Here is a 17,415-nt window from a genome sequence, read left to right as displayed (position 1 = left end):
TCAAATGAGAAATCTCAACACCACCGCTCCAGGCTACCCGGCCACCATGCTACGCCCAACGAACATATCTAGGGTGGGGCCAATCTCGCTCATCCACCTAGACGCCGAAGCCGCAGGTGCGGAAGGGTTCGACGATGAGATGCCAAGTGCTTGGCCATCGCCAAACCTGATTCACGAAGATGCGCCCTCGTACTATCGCTACACCATTGCCACCACAAGGATGGAGGAACGGCTGCGTATTCGAGGTCTCGTCGTCGGCTTGCCGCGACTCGGAACAAACCCACCATTATGGATCGCGATTGATACGCAAGACCTCGACGCGATCCTGGTCAGCCAAGGTAGCTACCTTGGCAATGTAGCCGACAACAACGGCATCGTTCACCGTCTGGAACACTACGACGGGCCGGCCCTTGACAGAGTGATCGCTGATATCATCATTGACCAACCAGCACTCACAATACTCGAGCGACCCGGGGGGACACCGGTCGATATCGCCCCCGTTTTCATCACATCGCTTGAGGTCGCCGCCACATTCCTGCGCCCAGCAGTGACAGTTGAACCAAGTCAAGATGCGACCGCAAGAGTCAAAACCTGGCTTCTTTCGCTATCGACAAGTCAGGATGCACAAGCGATCACTGACAGGGTTGCCTGCTACCACACCCAAGAACAAGAGATCACATTTGGCATGACAAACCGGTCTCCCCGGGACATGGACAAGCCGGTTTTAGCGCACCCCTCGATGTCGTGGACTCAAACGGAGGGAAAGATCACATGGTTTCCCAACTTCGCCGCTCTGCGCGAAATCGCTGCCTCCAGGGACCCGGCGCTCTGCTTTCCTGCCAATGTTGCACTAGAGCCTTCGACAGCGATCCTGGCTGGGGCTTGGCAATAAAGCCATGACATGAAGGCGCCGTAATCCATTCACAAGCACGGGAACATCAGTTCCATCAGGCCTAACGGCGGCTCACCCTCTTGCTCTCACAGAAGTGCCAATCACCACAAGCCATGAGCGCTATCGGTCGGGGCGAGACCGCTACCATAACCTTACCTGACACTAACTCAAGACGGCAAGACGTTCGGCAACGTCGTAGAGGTTCTTGTCTTCCTTAAACAACTGTAGGTAAATCTCCCGAGCTCCAGAGGCATCGCCAGCACGCTCAAAGAGTTGGGCCAGGAGATATCGTTGCCGAATACTTGTCAATGCGGTCCCGCGGCGCTCTTTAGCTAGACCTTGTTCCATCAAGGCGATAGCCTCAGCAAGCTTGCCCTGGTCCGCCAAGGCACCGGCATAGACAATTCGTCCCTCAACAACAACCTCCTTGGCTGGAGACGCTTCACGCAGACGCAACCACCATCGCTCCAACTCGCCCGTCCGACCAAGGGCCCGTGCGCAGTCCATCAGCACAGGCAGTTGATCGAAATTGTCTGTCGCCTTATGAACCTTACGCAACACACGAAGCGCTGCATCATAGCGGGCGAGGCGATAGAGGCTCAGACCCATGAGCTCCAACACTTCCGGTTCATCCGGGTCCATCGAATCGATTCGGCGCGTAATGCGCAGCGTCTCCTCGAAGCGGTCACGCTCATAGGCTTCTGTGGCTCGCGCAAGCAACTGTTGCATAGCTGAGCGACTCTTGCCTCGCATTGATGGACGCTGGGAACGCACCTTGGAACTCTCTTGACTCGCATCTCGGATTCGAGCCCTCGAGGGTGCATCGCCTGACTCCTTCTGCAACCAGCGCGATGCATGAAAACGAAGCGATGGAAGGTTTGGTGGCTCACTTGGCGCAGATGCAGACGCCGCCGCCTCGGCTTCCACCCAATCAACACCAGGCTCTACTCGTTCGTCGACTCCGCGGTCACGATCGGTATCTCGTGGTCGGGAGTATCGTGGACGATCACCGTCTTGGCTGCGGTCGCGATCGGGTCGATCCTGGCGATCAGGTCGTGGACCAGAACGGAAACCTCCGCGGTCACGATCGGGTCGATCCTGGCGATCAGGTCGTGGACCAGAACGGAAACCTCCGCGGTCACGATCGGTATCTCGTGGTCGGGAGTATCGTGGACGATCACCGTCTTGGCTGCGGGGGCGATCGGGTCGATCCGACGAACCCGACTCGCCAAACTGCTGAGGGCCGTCTGATCTATCTGACATATTATTGTACTCCGATGATGTGGGAAGAATAAAGAGGAAAATTTTGCGCCAAATCATCCTAACCGGTACCGACCCAGGTTGCTGATGTTTCTATCTTCCCCGAGCCTGAACAGGCACCGTCAGCACCACACTTCTCCCCTTCCACTATTCCATGACGTCAGAAGGAAGAAGCCTCTATCAGGCATCCCTAGTAGACTCTAGCGAGGTCACCATCTCTCGGAAATGAGCCCCATGCTTGTTCATGCCAAGTCACTACAGTTCGAATACGGTGCCCGAGTCCTCTTTGATGATCTCAACTTGCTGGTTGACAAGGGAGATCGAGTCGGTCTCGTCGGTCGCAACGGTGCTGGCAAGACCACCTTGATGAAGATTCTCGCCGGCGAACTCGAAGCCAAAGGGATCCTTGAGCGAGCGGGTAGCGTCGGGTATTTACCACAAGACCCCCTCGCCGCCGATCCACAGCTCACCGCACTCTCGCGGATTCTGTCGGGACGTCAACTTGATGATCTTTTTGCCAGACTTACCGAGCTCCAACAGCTTATGACGGAGACAGATGCCTCCGTCCAAGAAAGTGCTACCAAGGAGTATGGTTATGTGGAAACGCTCTTTGCCAGTCGAGACGGCTACCGTGCTGAATCCGATGCCACCGTGCTCGCGAACTCCCTCGGCATCGAAGCCCACGTTCTATCCCAGCCGATTGGGGTACTCAGCGGTGGACAACGACGACGGATAGAATTGGCACGTATCCTCTTCTCCGAAGCAGACCTCTTGTTGCTGGACGAGCCTACCAATCACCTGGATGCTGACTCCATCAACTGGTTGACGGACTTTTTGAAGAACTTCAGTGGCGGGCTGATCGTCATCTCCCACGACGCGAGGTTACTCGAATCCGTCGTCAATCGAGTTGCCTTCCTTGATCCACAGCGCTCGACGCTTGATCTATATACCCTCCACTATCGTGCCTATCTCGTCGCCCGCGCCGAGGACGAGGCCCGCCGACGGCACCTCTACGAGGTGGAGACGACCAAGGCGACCCAACTCAAACGTCAGGCCGATAAGATGCGTGGCTCCACAGCAAAACGTGCGCGCAAAGCCAAAGTTCTTGACCGACGGGCAACACGCATACTCGATAACGTCGACGATGTTCGCGTATCCGACAAGGTCGCCAATATCCGCTTCCCCCAACCCCTGCCCTGCACCAAGACTCCAATTCAAGCCAATGGACTTGCCAAGTCCTATGGCTCATTGGAGGTCATTAGCGGCATCGACCTTGCCATCGATCGGCAGTCCCGGGTCGTTATTCTCGGTCTTAATGGAGCAGGCAAGACAACACTCCTCAGGTTGCTGGCAAACGTGGAGACTCCCGATGCTGGTGACATCCATCCCGGAAAAGGTCTCGTCATCGGCTACTATGCCCAAGAGCATGAGATGCTCAACCCCAACCTTACCCCACTTGAAAACCTCCGCAAGAGCGCACCAGCTGATGTGACCGACACTGACTTACGGCAGATCCTCGGCTCATTCATGTTTACATCAGAGATGTTCAACCAACCGAGCGGGACCTTATCGGGTGGCGAGAAGACTCGCCTTGCCCTTGCCACACTCGTTTCGCAACGTGCCAACCTACTCCTGCTCGATGAACCGACCAACAACCTTGACCCGGCCAGCCGCGATCGCGTTCTTGCAGCACTCCGTAGCTACACGGGCGCTATCATACTGGTGACCCACGACCCAGGCGCCGTTGAGGCACTCCAGCCCGAGCGCGTCCTGATGTTACCAGACGGTGTTGAGGATTACTGGAACGAAGAGCTTTTGGAACTTGTGACGTTGGCTTAATCAGGCTCTCAAAGTCTTCCAAGGTTCAGCCAGTAGGATCGTCCGTATGAACATAAATCAGTCAAACGACACCAAACTCGAAGTAGTAATCCAGCTCGACACCCCAGATCAGGAAGGCTGGCAACAGGTACTCCATCAGATAGAAAACCTCCTGGCTGAGGACGATTCTGCCTCGGTAGAGGTGGTCTGCTCTGGTAGGGGAACCGACCTTATTCGACGCGACACCACCCATCTCTCGATCGAGCTGAACAACCTCGCAGCCCGGGGTATTTCGTTTGTTGCCTGCAACAACTCTCTACGCCAACGGTCGATACGCGAAGATGAACTTTTCCCGTTTGTGACCATTGTGCCAAGTGCCATAGGAGAGCTCATTCGGGCTCAGCGTGACGGCAAGGCCTACCTGAAGCTGGTCTAATTCCACGCCAACGGCACTGGTCGTACGTCTTCGTGGCGGTCGATATCCGTGGCAAACACGTCTCATTGATTCACCTCGGATTCCAGCGGTGGTGTGAGACCGGCAGTACCGCAAGACCGATACGGTCTATCCGCAAGACCGAAATGGTGCATTCCGGACCGCAAGCGTATCGAGAAGCTGGCTGCGTTGACCGTTATCACCGCAGTTGGCCGAGCTCTTTGGCCGAAGATCATCAGCTGATGTAACTCTGTTGCTCAACCACGTTGCTCACCAAATGGGCAACGTGGATCTCGTTGGCGAGGAGCGCCTCGAGCATAGCGAGTCGGCTCGGTCGCCAGAGAATGGTGTTAGCGATCCACCGCATTGACAAGCTCTTCGAGCTCCCAAGCATCCTCCAAAACCCGTTCTGCGTGGTGGCAGGCGACGGTGTGGCCTGAAGCTATAACGCGCAACGTTGGATGGTCGGTGGAACACTCTTTCGTCGCATATGGACATCGCGGATGGAAACGACAGCCACTGGGTGGAGAGAGCGGTGAAGGCAGCTCACCCACAATCTGGCCCACTCTCGCTTTTTCTCGCTCAATCCCTGGGTCGGGAATAGGAACCGACCGCAGGAGCCCGCGTGTGTAGGGGTGTGCCGGACTCGCAAAGATATCCGATGCAGCGCCGAGTTCAACGACCTCTCCAAGGTACATCACGCCAATCCGATCCGCCAAGTAACTGACCACCGAGAGGTCGTGGGATATCAGTGCATAGGTCAGTCCATACCGCGCCTGTAGACGCCGCATCATATTCAGCACCTGGCTCCGGATCGAAACATCGAGTGCCGAGACCGGCTCATCGGCGACGACCAATCCAGGCTCGAGCATCAACGCTCGCGCAAAACCCACTCGCTGACGCTGACCACCGGAGAACTCGTGTGGATACCGTTCAACGGCGTTGCGTCGCAGCCCTACCTCGTCTAACAAGGTATACATTCGTGCTTCCTGTAGCGCTCCATCTCCAATATGTTGCACCTTTACAGGCTCGAGCAACGCCGGGCCAATCCTCATTCGAGGATCCAGGGAGGCATAAGGGTCTTGGAACATGAGTTGGAAATTGCGACGCAACTTTCGCATCTCGCTCAACGATCGCGAGCCGATGTCCTCGCCACGATAGAGTATTTGACCAGAAGTGGGGCGCTCTAGACCAACCATCATCCGCCCGAGCGTGGACTTTCCACAACCCGACTCACCTACGATGCCGACGGTCTCCCCCTCATAGAGTGTCAGATCGATACCGGAGACCGCATGGATACTGCCCACTTTGCGCCGCAATGCTCCTGCAAAGATATCGTACTCTTTCACCAATCCTTTCAGTTCGAGGAGAGGCTCATGGGGTAACGATCGAGGAGCATGTCGCTCTTGAACACCGAGTACCGCCGAGCGCACTTCATGATCGACCGGAAACCAACACGCGAACCGATGTTGATCACCCTCTAACACCGGATCCTCTGCGCGGCAACGCTCCTGAGCAAAGCGGCAACGCTCGGCAAAGCGGCATCCCTTCGGTGGGTGGGCGAGATCCGGTGGCAGGCCAGGAATGGTCGCGAGGACGCGTTCACGATCATCCCCAATCCGGGGAATGGAGGAGAAAAGCGAATAGGTATAGGGGTGGCGCATCTGTTCAAAAAGCTGCGAAGTACCAGTACTCTCAACGACTCGACCAGCATACATCACCATCACTCGATCAGCACGGCCGGCAACGACTCCCAAATCATGCGTTACCAGAATGAGACCCATGTTCAGGGTTGCCTTCAGCTCATCAAGGAGACCAAGGATCTGCGCCTGAATCGTGACGTCAAGAGCCGTCGTTGGTTCATCAGCGATCAACAACTCAGGGGAGTTAGCTAATGCGATGGCAATCATGACGCGCTGTCGCATGCCACCCGACAGTTGATGGGGGAAGTCATTCAGCCGTTCCGCGGCGGCTGGAATCTTCACCAAGTCAAGGACTTCGAGTGCTCGCTTGCGCGCTGCGGCCTTGTTCGCTGCCTTGTGGATGACGAGCGACTCAGCGATCTGCCAGCCAATGGTTTTTGACGGATTCAGGCTGGTCATAGGGTCCTGGAAGACTACCCCGATCTTGCTACCACGCACCGCACGCATCCGAGCTTCGGAGGCACCAACAAGTTCCTCCCCATCAAGCTTGATACTTCCTCCGGCGATCACTCCTCCAGCTGGAAGAAGCCGGACAATGGAGAGCGCCGTCATCGTCTTGCCGCAACCCGACTCGCCTACCACACCAAGGGTCTCACCTCGCTTGACTGAGAGCGTCACCCCATCGACTGCGCGAATCGTGTTGCGACGCTGTCGAATCTCTGTCGCCAGTTCTTTGATCTCCAGTAACTCCGCCATCATTGCCCCCTCATGAATCAAACCCGACACCGAAACGATCGAGCGTACGGAGCCAGAAATTACGACGTCCACCATTGGCATCAGCCTGCATCAACGATCGCCTCGTCATCGCCACCACGACGGAACGCAATGGTTCCGGTGGAAACGGTACTGGCTTCGTCCGCACCAAACCGAGATGATCAAATGCCGACTCCTTTGGCTCCAGTCGTGCACACAGTACCTGGGCTGCAAAGCGGGTAGCGCCTACCCCTAATCCGGTGAAGCCGAGAGCATACTGAATTTTGCCTTGGTGGCGAGAACCAAAGAACATCGAAAATCGGGTGGAAGTATCGATGGCACCACCCCATGCGTGAGTGAATCGTACCCCCTCTAGCATTGGAAACGTCTCAAAGAAATGACGAGCGAGCAGCAGGTGCGTGCGGGTACGGAGCCGGTATGCGCTACTCATTCTGGATCCATAGTGATAGATCGCATCATAACCGCCCCACAGAATACGGTTGTCGTTGGTCAGACGATAGTAATGAAAGAGATTACCAAGATCCGAAAGACCTTGGCGTCCATGCCAACCCACTGAATCTAACTGCGCGGACGTCAAAGGTTCCGTCATGAGGACATAGTCGTAGACAGGAATGACAAAATTTCTTACACCCGGCAGCAATGAGGGGAAGGCATTCGTCGCAAGGATCACCTTCGCAGAACGCAGCGACCCACTCTGCGCGGTGGTCACATCGACCATTCCAGCTGCCGAACTCACCCCGGTGACAGAAGTCCCTTCATGGATACGTACGCCAAGGGACGATGCGACCTCGGCGAGTCCCCAGGCCAACTTTGCTGGATTGACCAAGGCGGTGCGATTCCTGGTCAATAACCCGCCCTCATACCGTGGCGAGTGCACCAGCTCCTGCACCGCTTGGCGATCCAGTACCTCTGTTTCATGGCCAAAGGTGCGAGCCTTCTGCGCGTACTCCTCTAACCCATCGAGCTGCCAAGCCTCAGTGGCGACATCAATACTTCCAGCCAAGGTGAGGTCACAGTCGATGTGATGCCGCGCGACAAAGTCAGCGATGGCATCCAGATTTTCCCCACCGAGACGTTCCAGCTCGACCATCTCATCCGGCCATCGTCCTAAGCCATTTTCAAGACCATGAGTGAGACTCGCATCGATAAAACCCCCATTGCGACCGCTGGCACCGAAACCCACACGGCCACCTTCAACGACGACCACCTTCCATTCTGGAAAGCGCTCCTTGGCAAGGATCGCACTCCAAAGTCCAAGAAAACCAGCCCCCACGATGACGAGATCGACATCTTCATGGTGTCCAAGGGGTGAACCAAAGCTAGGTGCCTCCTCTGACTCAAGCCAGTACACCCCATCGTGCGCACCGGTCAGTGCCCGAATGGCCTCCCGTTCACTGTCCATCGATCACTCTCCTCCCCCACACATCCACTACTGGACCCACATGTGCCCCGTTGACCTGTACTCCGTGTGAACCAACCGCCAGAGCAGCTGGGATGCGAATCTCACGTACATCCATTACCACTCCAACGTGCAACATGGAGGCCTGCAACCTTGCCCACCTCCTCAAAGTACCATACAAATGCTCTGCGTCCATCTTTTCGCTCCTCTGCTCCCTCTCGATGGCACCACAGCTCCGTCACGGAACCTGTTCTCTCTGCGTCACCCAATCTCATGCATTGACCCCTACCGTCCTCATCAAATGCTCGTGGCACAGCAGCCACCTGGGATCAACTTATAACGACAACAATACCGTCAAGCTAGCGCCAACCTCTGTCCTACCGTTCAACGAGCCCTACTGACTTATCCACACGTTATGTCGGGTTATTCTGTAGCCCATCCCCAGCAATGCCATCAAAGCGAGAGCGTCACATCCACGAGCGGCCTCCATCGCGCCCGCATAGCATCAACCATTCCCCTACAGTAACGCTCAGATAACCGACTTCGCAATCTTGCGTTGTTTGCTACCTAAACGAATACATTATTACTGTAGATCCATTTGTGCAACTAATTCCGCACAACAACGCCACCGCACGAGGAAATGCCCACCGGTTGGATGGGCCAACAAACGGCATACGGGTCCCTCGTGTTCGCCCTAGAACGCGTCCGATATAAAGGCTGGGTAAAAATGTGCACTCCGCTGCCCTCTCTGTGAACAACGTGCTGTATCATAACTAACAACTCGACGGCAAGCACGGCCGTGGCGCACCGTTGCCACCAAATGCCGAGGCCGTCAGGGCCGGGTTGAAGGAGGGGCAATGACGGCTATCACGACCACGGAGCCAGGTGCAAACCCTGCTGATGTCGACCAGCGGGTGGGCGCACTGCGTGCGGCCGTTACCACCTTCATGGCGAACAAGCTTGCGGTTGGGAGTCTCGTCATCTTACTACTCATCATCTTGTTCTGCTTTGTCGGCCCAGTTGTGTACCATACAAATCAGGTTTCCGCTCAGCTGCTGCTCGAAAATCAACCGCCTTCAGCTGCACACATCCTTGGAACGAGTCCCGCAGGTCGAGACGAACTCGGAAGACTGATGCTCGGTGGACAGAGCACCATCGAGCTAGGACTTGCCGTTGGACTCCTTGCCTCTGCCTTTGGCCTCGTATGGGGGACCATCAGTGGTTTTGTTGGCGGCATGGTCGACTCAGTGATGATGCGGATCGTCGACGCTCTGCTATCAATCCCCTTCCTCTTCTTTGTGATCCTGCTCGCCTCCATTGTTCGACCAACGCTGTGGTTGATCATTCTGGTCATCTCGGGAGTGAGCTGGCTCTCGACCGCCCGACTCGTACGCGGAGAGACGTTGAGCCTCAAAACACGCGACTACGTGGTGGCGGCAGCAGGTTTCGGAGCACCCCGATGGCGGCTCATCGCACGCCATATCATGCCAAATGTTCTCGGCGTGCTTGTGGTCAACGGAACGCTGAAGGTGGCTGATGCCATTCTCACTTTCGCCGCGCTGGGCTATCTCGGCCTCAGCATCCCACCACCCGCTACGAACTGGGGAGAGATCCTCGCCGGTGGCGTAAACAACATTTTTGATGGCTATTGGTGGCAGCTCTGGCCCGCGGCGGTCCTCATCGTCTTGACGGTTCTGGCCGTAAATGTTCTTGGAGACGCGTTACGAGATGTCGTGGAATCACGACTGGCACAGCGCTAAGGACCCCGATGCTACCTCCTCACTCCTCACCAACAAGACGACCAACACTGACAGCTGAGCAAACCAGCGGGTGTTCAATGAAACGACGGGAGGAGTGCGCATGATCCGATACGTCCTCCGACGCTGCGGCCAGGCCATCATCACCATCATCGCAGTCTCCATTATCGTCTTCATCATTTTGCATCTGCTGCCCGGAGGCCTCGTACGGGCCCAACTCGGCCAGAAGGCCAGCCCTATCCAGGTCCATGCACTCGAAGTGCAAGAAGGGCTCCTACGACCGCTTCCGGTCCAGTACCTTACCTGGGCTTGGAATGCGCTCCGGGGGAACTTTGGCTACTCCTATAAGCTCAGTGAAAACGTCTCTACCTTGCTCGCTATGTACGTTCCCCGCACCTTTTTCCTCGTGGCGATATCGCTCCTCTTCGCGGTCGCCATCGCGATACCCATGGGACTTTGGCAAGGCTACCGGCGCAATCGCGCCGACGATCATGCCTTAAGCGGTACCATGCTCATCATGTACTCGATGCCCACTTTCCTCCTAGGCGTGGTACTCATCGTCATCCTCAATATCTGGCTACCGGTCTTCCCGTCCACCGCCTCGAATTTTGGGGGAAGCCTCACCATCGACGCCACCGATCTCGCCCTCCCAATCATCACCCTCTGTTTGGCCAACGTGAGTTATTTCAGCCGATACATGCGCTCTTCGGTCATCGACAACTTGCTGGAAGATTACGTCAGAACGGCCAGGTCAAAGGGTGCGCGCAATCGGACGATCCTCCTCCGGCATGTCTTACGCAACTCCTTAAACTCAACGTTGACCCTCCTCGGCCTCTCATTGCCCTACACCATCTCTGGATCTCTCATCGTGGAGGCACTCTTCAACTACCCCGGCGCCGGTCTTCTGTTTTGGAATTCAGCCCAGACTCGCGACTTCCCAGTGCTCCTGGGGATCGTACTCGTCATCGCCGTGATGACGGTCTTGGGCAACCTCATCGTCGACATTCTTTACGGTGTCGTCGATCCACGGGTCAGAGTGCAGTAAGTGCGAGTGGCAACCAAGGCCAACTGATACGATCTTGCGTGGACGACCTTGCGAGGTGCGCCCTGTGCGAGCCCGTACCAACCTCTTCCGCGGAAGGTTCCACCCATCTCCGGCCCCGAACATTCCCCCAATCGCCACGCCAACCAAGGCCATGCGTCAGGCCATACGTCAGAGTGCTCGTGTCCACACCCGAAACGCGTGGGCCCGAACCATCCCCTACTCCAACTCACTGGTATACTTAAGAAGTATCTGAAGCAGAAGATTGGACCGAAAACGAGCTACCTGTCATGAAGTTCAACGCACTGGCACGGTGGCGGCGAGATACTTTTCACTCTCTCGGAGTACGGAATTTTCGGCTCTTCACCATCGGTCAGTTCATCTCCAACACCGGCAGTTGGATGCAGTCGATTTCCATCGCCTACCTCGTGCTCACCTTGAGCAAGAGCGGGTCGCTGCTCGGACTGGTGACAGCCGCGCAATTCCTCCCCATCCTGCTCTTCGGTGCTCAAGCCGGCATCATCGTTGACCGGCGCAACCGTCAACACCTCATCATGGTCACCCAAACGCTATTCATGCTAGTGGCCTTCATTCTCTTCTATCTCGTCGCACAACACCAGATCAACATCCTTCTCGTCTTTATCTTCTCTCTCATCTTGGGGCTCATCAACGCCATCGATACCCCAGCCCGGCAAAGCTTTGTCCAGGAGCTGGTGGGGCACGACAACCTGCAGAATGCGGTCACGCTCAACGCTGCCAGTTTTAATCTTGCACGCGCCATCGGGCCAGCCGTGGTCGGCATAGCGATCGCGAGCCTGGGCCTCAGCTGGGGCTTTCTCTTAAACGCGATTTCCTTCCTGGCGATCCTGCTCGCGCTTGTCCTGATGAAACCGGGTGAATTCTTCGTGCAGGGAACCGTACTGCGTGAACCGGGTCAGATCCGTGCTGGCTTGCGCTACGTGCGCAATCGTCCGATCCTTCTCAGCACCTTGGTAGCGATCATGATCGCCGGCATCTTCGCCTATAACTTTCCGGTAACCATCCCATTGCTAGCTGAGACGACCTTCCACGGACATGCCCAACTGCTCGGCGACTTCATGTCGCTCTTTGGGGTTGGAGCAATCTTTGGTAGTATTGTTGCCGCCTCACTCCGGCGTCCAGCTGGCCCACGTCTCATGACCGTGATCTCAGTGGGATTCGCTCTGCTCATGGTACTTGTGGCGCTAGCTCCGAGCATCTGGCTGGCTGGCCTTGCCCTCATGGGCTTGGGCGCCCTCTCCATCGGTTTCAACGCGCTCACCAATGCCACCCTCCAGATGAACTCTCGCTTCGAGATGCGAGGACGCGTGATGGCCCTCTACACGTTGGGCTTTCTCGGCAGCACGCCGATTGGAGCGCCCACGGTAGGTTTTCTCTCTCAAGACTTCTCTCCACGTTGGGCCTTTATCGCTGGGGCGCTCTCTCTGTTGGTTGCCGCCATTCTCTTCTTCCGCCTCAAAGGGACCAAGGAGCCCCTGCAAACCCCCGCTGACTAGCCACATCAACAAATTCTTCCACCCCACACGCTTCGATAGGGCCTTTCCACAGCCGCAAACGAGAAGGCACGATCGCCCCACTGTGACTACTCTCGTGCGGCATGGTCGATGCGCAATCGCTGACTCGAGGTGGCTTCCCTACCGTCACGGTGACTCCTACCTCTGCTACCTCGCCGCACAGCAAAGGTTGAACTCGAGATAGGTGTACTTCGATCCCTGGACCTTAGCGGATCATACCCCGCCGTTTGAGACCGACCACGACACCTGGTTCAAGCGGTTCGCGGGGGCATCTATGAAAGGAACGTCTCCAACGCCTCTTGCAGCAGGTCGGGTGGAAGATGACCATGCGTGTGATAACCCCAAGCATCGAAACTCCACTTCATGAAGTGTGCCAGGGGTCAACTTTTGGCGATATCGCGCCCTCCGCCATGGATCGTATCAGAGAGAATCACGGTCGCATCGCTTCCACCGCGATTCATGATACAAAAAACCTCTGGTCGATACGGCGGTATCGCCACCGAATCACCCCTCATGCTCTCTAATCCTGCGACGGCGATATCCGCCTGGTATACGGCGATATACCCCAGTTTGGGCATGGAGAGCGCACTCACATCGCCAGCCACAACGACGTTTGGGTAGTCAGAGATCTGCATCTGCTCATTGACGGGAGCAAACCAAACCTCATCCCCCAGCCCTGAGTCGATGATGACCCGTGGGCCCCGGTACAGGGGGGATCACCACGGTTAACTCGGACTCCAACTCCGTGCCATCCGTAAACGTTACCGATCCCTTGGCAACTCGGCTGACATTTTTGGCCGTCAAGACCTCAACCCCCGCTGCCCCAAGCAAAGGACCGATGCTTGCATGAACGTTCTCACCAACGTCGTCGAAGAAGACATCACCAGGGGTGAAAGCCGAGATCGTATGTGCGATCTTTCGCGATCGCAGCTCATAGCCGGCCATGAAGATCACCTCACCAATTGGACCTTCGCACGGTGTCTTCAGGTCAGGTACCGCCACCTTGGTTCCCCAAGTGCTCAACGCTGCCCCCACAACAATCGGACCACCCTTGAAGGCGGAGAGCGCATCCCATAGTCGCGGTGCGTGATCGTCATCACAGACCGAGTAACCAAACTCCTCTAAACCCTCAATCGCCGAGTAGTCTTTGACAGCGCCAACTGCGATCACCAAGAAGTCATAGCTGATCGTCCCATGACTGTCCAATTGGGCCAGCTGAGCCTCTGGATCGATACTCGTTGCGCTAGCCTGGATCCACTGTGCCTGCGTCCGTCTGGCAATGGGCGCGAGGGGTAACCGCGCGTGCGCGACCGGCTTGCCACTCAACGCCACCTCGGGAAGGGTTTGTTTGGCCAAACTATCGGTACGTGGTCCAACCAGTAGGATCTGAAACTTATCGTGCAGCCGATAGAGCACGCGTAACCCCGCGCCAAGTACCACGAGCCTAGGTTTGGGTGGGCACGATAGCCTCCTCCAGCATCAGCCGACCGATCCATCCGAGCCCAGGGGAAGCAGCCCGAACATCGCCGTCACTGCCGCACCGCACACCCTGGGTGTCCATCTCCCACAACTCGCGTAAGCGCCGTACTCCTCACGGCTGGGTTAGAACTGCCCACCTCCACGTCGAGCGCGTACCCCCAAGCTCGAGCACCTCTTTACCGTCACTTGCGCAAACGAAGACTCCCGACCTTAGAAATACCACCGCGAAGGAACCGGATCGCCAAAGACCTGCTGTGGATCCCATCCATGGAGGTGATTCGAAACAACCGACACTTGCCAGTCCCAGGTCGGGAACCAGAGCGCTGCGACATGTGTCGAGATATAGTTCTCGTAGTTAAACAGCGGTTGGAGACCGGCCTGCGTATGGGTGTCGTTGATGAGGGTCTGCGCCGTCGAAGAACTATACCCTCCACCCCAGTAATTGCCAGCACCGAACATCTGCCCACCGGTTGGCAATACATCGCCTTGGCCGTAGTTCCATAGGAAAGTCCGATAGAGGATGATACCCCAGTTGCACGGACCAGAAGACGGGCAAACTCCGCCGATAGAAAACATGGTCGACTGCGACTGCGGATCCAAAACCAAGTCCATCCCGGCCGACTTTGCCGCCGTAGCGAAGGCCTCTACCTGGGCTTGAAGGGTCGGTGTACCAGTCTGATACATAAACTTCAAACTCAGTGGCTCGCTCTTGGCAATACCTGCTCCACATTGCGTCGCACCGGTGCCAGGGTCTGAACACACCATCACGCCATTGGAGCCAGTGGTCCAACCGTGTGCGGTCAACAACGCCTTCGCCGCGCTCACCGAGTAAGGATCTGGATCCGTCTTCTCTTGCGGCGACACGTAGGGTGATCCTGGCAGATTCGGGACCGGACCATAGGTCAACTGCCCATCACCGTGGAGTGTCGCGCTCAGGTAGAGGGGCTCATTGATCACATGCTGGAGTGCCTGTCGAATGTAGAGCTGCTTGACTAACGGGCCCCAGGTCTTACTTGTATAACCCAACTCTGCCCACTGGACATAGTCCGTTGCCCACGGCGCAATCGTATACCCATCCGCCTTGAACGTCGAGGACAACTTGACATCACTCAGCGGCAGGTACCCATAGTCAAGGCTGCCATTACGCAAGGCATCGACCTCGGCGGTCTGTGAAGAGAAACTCTCTAACACGTAACCAGACAGTTTCGGCTTATCAGGACCGGTGAAGGCATTGTTGCGCTCGAAGACGGTACGCGCCGTCGTCGGATCATAGGATTGCAACTTCCATGGACCATCGACCACCTGCCACAAGGGATTGGTGGCATAGGTGGAGAGCTTCGACGACTGCGCGTAGAGGAACTTGAAAACAGCTTTCGCCCCCGCAGGGGTAAGGTCATAGTTGCCCACCTTCCCTCCCGCAGACTCGCGATCCCACACCTGCTGCGGGAGCGGGACAACATCGGTCAACTCGTTATCCGTAAACCACAACGGGTTGACCGCACTCTTGAGGGTCAAGGTGAACTGTGTCGGCGAATCCACATGAAAACTCGCAACATTATCGGGGAAGTTACCTGGTACGTAGGTAGCAATCTGAGATTTATTCGCAACATACAAATTATAGAAGAATTGGACGTCCCTCGCCGTGACCGCACTCCCATCGGACCACTTCCACGCGTTGAGTGTGACCGTAACCGTCTTATCACCATTGGAATACACCGGCTGTTGCCCAATACTATCGGCGTAGTTGATCACTGGCGACGCACCATTGCCCGCCACGTATAGGGGCCGGTACATACCATACTCAGCGTTCTGATCCCAAGGTTCGTAGTTGGCTTCATTCGGGATCGGCAAGACCCAAGAATACGTATCACCGGTGTGCAACGCATAACTCGCATAATTGGCCGCAACCTGGGACGCCGACGAACCAGAGGCCGCGGCGCCAGAGCTCGTGCTACCGCAGGCAGCTGCCACCAATGACATGCCACCAGCCAACAAGCCAAGCTTCATCCAACTTTTCATACCCGACATCTCTCGAAACCCTCCCCGAAATCCGCTACCTCTAGGGCAGATTACCAAGACCGTGTTACAGCGGGACCACCAGGTCCCCCGAACGATCTCCCCCAGCAATACAATCTTCTGTTGTATCACCGAATTTGTACTACTTTATTACTTTCCATCGTTCCTAGCAACCGATTCCGCAGATTTCCCCCGAATTTCCTCAGCTAACCCCAAGGCAACAGGGCGACTCCCCAGCAAGGGGGCCAACCCCGGAGGGTCCAAGCCTTGGCAGGGGACAAAACAGAACAACCCCCCTCGCAAGGAGGGGGGTTGTTGAAACGAGCGGCAGTGCCCTACTCTCCCAGGGGGCCTCCCCCCAAGTACCATCGGCGCGGGCGGGCTTAACTGGTCGTGTTCGGAATGGGAACGGGTGTCTCCCCACCGCTATTGCCACCGCTCGAAATTGTCAAACTAGATCAATGCTACGCAACTAGCAACGTCGCTGTGGGCAACCATCTGTCTGCGTAGCTATCATCACTTCTTTGAGAAGGAAAGAGCGAGCACGGGTATCTCCAAGCCCTCGGCCGATTAGTACCGGTCGGCTGAACACATTGCTGTGCTTACACCTCCGGCCTATCAACGTGATCGTCTCTCACGGGCCTTACCAGGTTAACCCTGTGGGAAACCTCATCTTGAAAAGAGCTTCGCGCTTATATGCTTTCAGCGCTTATCCCTTCCGTAGGTCGCTAACCAGCCATGCCCTTGGCAGGACAACTGGCACACGAGAGCTACGTCCGTCCCGGTCCTCTCGTACTAGGGACAGCCTTTCTCAGGTTTCCTGCGGCTGCATCGGATAGGGACCGAACTGTCTCACGACGTTCTAAACCCAGCTCGCGTACCGCTTTAATGGGCGAACAGCCCAACCCTTGGGACCTACTTCAGCCCCAGGATGCGACGAGCCGACATCGAGGTGCCAAACCTTGCCGTCGATATGGACTCTTGGGCAAGATGAGCCTGTTATCCCCGGGGTACCTTTTATCCGTTGAGCGACGGCGCTTCCACACGCTACCGCCGGATCACTATGCCCTGCTTTCGCACCTGCTCGACTTGTGGGTCTCGCAGTCAAGCTCCCTTTTGCCATTGCACTCTAACGACTGATTGCCAACCAGTCTGAGGGAACCTTTGGGCGCCTCCGTTACTCTTTAGGAGGCGACCGCCCCAGTCAAACTGCCCACCTGACGCTGTTCCCGATCCGGATTCACGGACCATGGTTAGAGCTCCGGCACCGAGAATCCAGTGGTTCCTTTATCCCCTGTCTTGGTGTAGATCTTCACATCATTCCCTTCGAAAAACGCAGCTCAGCACCT

The 17,415-nt window shown here is 56.5% G+C and carries 14 protein-coding genes and 2 rRNA genes; 6 read left to right on the top strand and 10 right to left on the bottom strand.

The genetic code is table 11. The features are described from left to right. The first annotated feature begins 4 nt into the window (after nt 1-4). On the top strand, nt 5-892 hold the full coding sequence (locus M7Q83_RS06435; protein WP_298336553.1) for a hypothetical protein: 888 nt from the start codon (nt 5-7) through the stop codon (nt 890-892). Between the two features lie 162 nt (nt 893-1,054). Here the strand turns inward: M7Q83_RS06435 and M7Q83_RS06430 are convergent, their stop codons facing one another. Both M7Q83_RS06430 and M7Q83_RS06425 read right to left on the bottom strand, forming a co-directional pair. Then, complete coding sequence (locus tag M7Q83_RS06430; protein WP_298336551.1) at nt 1,055-1,621, bottom strand: hypothetical protein; 567 nt, start codon at nt 1,619-1,621, stop codon at nt 1,055-1,057. Nucleotides 1,622-1,836: 215 nt separating this feature from the next. Next, entirely contained in the window at nt 1,837-2,073 is a 237-nt protein-coding gene (locus M7Q83_RS06425; RefSeq protein WP_298336549.1) for a hypothetical protein, read from the bottom strand. Between the two features lie 313 nt (nt 2,074-2,386). Between M7Q83_RS06425 and M7Q83_RS06420 the strand changes: the two genes are divergently transcribed. Then, nucleotides 2,387-3,991, top strand: a complete 1,605-nt coding sequence (locus M7Q83_RS06420) for an ABC-F family ATP-binding cassette domain-containing protein (RefSeq protein ID WP_298336547.1) — start codon at nt 2,387-2,389, stop codon at nt 3,989-3,991. Between the two features lie 46 nt (nt 3,992-4,037). Next, nucleotides 4,038-4,406 (top strand): DsrE family protein, encoded by a 369-nt coding sequence (locus M7Q83_RS06415; RefSeq protein ID WP_298336545.1) that lies wholly within the window; start codon nt 4,038-4,040, stop codon nt 4,404-4,406. 347 nt (nt 4,407-4,753) lie between these two features. Here the strand turns inward: M7Q83_RS06415 and M7Q83_RS06410 are convergent, their stop codons facing one another. Genes M7Q83_RS06410 through M7Q83_RS06400 form a run of 3 tightly spaced genes read right to left on the bottom strand, consistent with a single transcriptional unit; the run spans nt 4,754 to nt 8,337 of the window. Next, nucleotides 4,754-6,802, bottom strand: coding sequence for an ABC transporter ATP-binding protein (locus M7Q83_RS06410; RefSeq protein ID WP_298336543.1), 2,049 nt, complete (start codon nt 6,800-6,802; stop codon nt 4,754-4,756). A gap of 10 nt (nt 6,803-6,812) precedes the next feature. Next, complete coding sequence (locus M7Q83_RS06405; protein ID WP_298336541.1) at nt 6,813-8,222, bottom strand: FAD-dependent oxidoreductase; 1,410 nt, start codon at nt 8,220-8,222, stop codon at nt 6,813-6,815. Next, on the bottom strand, nt 8,212-8,337 hold the full coding sequence (locus M7Q83_RS06400; RefSeq protein ID WP_298336539.1) for a hypothetical protein: 126 nt from the start codon (nt 8,335-8,337) through the stop codon (nt 8,212-8,214). The genes M7Q83_RS06405 and M7Q83_RS06400 overlap by 11 nt, the downstream gene beginning before the upstream one ends. A gap of 739 nt (nt 8,338-9,076) precedes the next feature. Between M7Q83_RS06400 and M7Q83_RS06395 the strand changes: the two genes are divergently transcribed. From M7Q83_RS06395 to M7Q83_RS06385, 3 genes are all read left to right on the top strand, one after another. Continuing rightward, a complete protein-coding gene (locus M7Q83_RS06395) occupies nt 9,077-9,979 on the top strand; it encodes an ABC transporter permease (protein WP_298336537.1) in 903 nt (300 codons plus the stop codon). 100 nt (nt 9,980-10,079) lie between these two features. Beyond that, nucleotides 10,080-11,021 (top strand): ABC transporter permease, encoded by a 942-nt coding sequence (locus M7Q83_RS06390; protein ID WP_298336535.1) that lies wholly within the window; start codon nt 10,080-10,082, stop codon nt 11,019-11,021. 287 nt (nt 11,022-11,308) lie between these two features. Then, on the top strand, nt 11,309-12,553 hold the full coding sequence (locus tag M7Q83_RS06385) for an MFS transporter (protein WP_298336533.1): 1,245 nt from the start codon (nt 11,309-11,311) through the stop codon (nt 12,551-12,553). A gap of 398 nt (nt 12,554-12,951) precedes the next feature. Here the strand turns inward: M7Q83_RS06385 and M7Q83_RS06380 are convergent, their stop codons facing one another. The 5 genes from M7Q83_RS06380 to M7Q83_RS06360 all read right to left on the bottom strand — a co-directional run. After that, on the bottom strand, nt 12,952-13,206 hold the full coding sequence (locus tag M7Q83_RS06380) for a hypothetical protein (protein WP_298336531.1): 255 nt from the start codon (nt 13,204-13,206) through the stop codon (nt 12,952-12,954). Between the two features lie 28 nt (nt 13,207-13,234). Beyond that, the gene (locus tag M7Q83_RS06375; RefSeq protein ID WP_298336527.1) at nt 13,235-14,011 is read right to left on the bottom strand and encodes an FAD-dependent oxidoreductase; all 777 of its coding nucleotides are present in this window, start codon (nt 14,009-14,011) and stop codon (nt 13,235-13,237) included. Between the two features lie 249 nt (nt 14,012-14,260). Beyond that, entirely contained in the window at nt 14,261-16,069 is a 1,809-nt protein-coding gene (locus M7Q83_RS06370; protein ID WP_298336525.1) for an ABC transporter substrate-binding protein, read from the bottom strand. A gap of 319 nt (nt 16,070-16,388) precedes the next feature. Further along, nucleotides 16,389-16,506 (bottom strand): 5S ribosomal RNA (gene rrf, locus M7Q83_RS06365). A 110-nt stretch (nt 16,507-16,616) separates the two neighbouring features. After that, nucleotides 16,617-17,415: ribosomal RNA gene (locus M7Q83_RS06360) — 23S ribosomal RNA — on the bottom strand; the annotation flags it as partial.

It is taken from the genome of Ferrimicrobium sp., assembly GCF_027364955.1.
Taxonomy (GTDB): Bacteria; Actinomycetota; Acidimicrobiia; order Acidimicrobiales; family Acidimicrobiaceae; genus Ferrimicrobium.
This window is presented reverse-complemented; position numbering and strand designations above follow the sequence as displayed.

What these genes read in the sequence shown, in the direction of transcription:
- M7Q83_RS06370 (WP_298336525.1), bottom strand. Translation starts at nt 16,069, where the DNA reads ATGAAAAGTTGGATGAAGCTTGGCTTGTTGGCTGGTGGCATGTCATTG.
- M7Q83_RS06385 (WP_298336533.1), top strand. Translation starts at nt 11,309, where the DNA reads ATGAAGTTCAACGCACTGGCACGGTGGCGGCGAGATACTTTTCACTCT.
- M7Q83_RS06415 (WP_298336545.1), top strand. Translation starts at nt 4,038, where the DNA reads ATGAACATAAATCAGTCAAACGACACCAAACTCGAAGTAGTAATCCAG.
- M7Q83_RS06390 (WP_298336535.1), top strand. Translation starts at nt 10,080, where the DNA reads ATGATCCGATACGTCCTCCGACGCTGCGGCCAGGCCATCATCACCATC.
- M7Q83_RS06435 (WP_298336553.1), top strand. Translation starts at nt 5, where the DNA reads ATGAGAAATCTCAACACCACCGCTCCAGGCTACCCGGCCACCATGCTA.
- M7Q83_RS06395 (WP_298336537.1), top strand. Translation starts at nt 9,077, where the DNA reads ATGACGGCTATCACGACCACGGAGCCAGGTGCAAACCCTGCTGATGTC.
- M7Q83_RS06400 (WP_298336539.1), bottom strand. Translation starts at nt 8,337, where the DNA reads ATGGATGTACGTGAGATTCGCATCCCAGCTGCTCTGGCGGTTGGTTCA.
- M7Q83_RS06380 (WP_298336531.1), bottom strand. Translation starts at nt 13,206, where the DNA reads ATGCAGATCTCTGACTACCCAAACGTCGTTGTGGCTGGCGATGTGAGT.
- M7Q83_RS06420 (WP_298336547.1), top strand. Translation starts at nt 2,387, where the DNA reads ATGCTTGTTCATGCCAAGTCACTACAGTTCGAATACGGTGCCCGAGTC.
- M7Q83_RS06405 (WP_298336541.1), bottom strand. Translation starts at nt 8,222, where the DNA reads ATGGACAGTGAACGGGAGGCCATTCGGGCACTGACCGGTGCGCACGAT.
- M7Q83_RS06430 (WP_298336551.1), bottom strand. Translation starts at nt 1,621, where the DNA reads ATGCAACAGTTGCTTGCGCGAGCCACAGAAGCCTATGAGCGTGACCGC.
- M7Q83_RS06410 (WP_298336543.1), bottom strand. Translation starts at nt 6,802, where the DNA reads ATGGCGGAGTTACTGGAGATCAAAGAACTGGCGACAGAGATTCGACAG.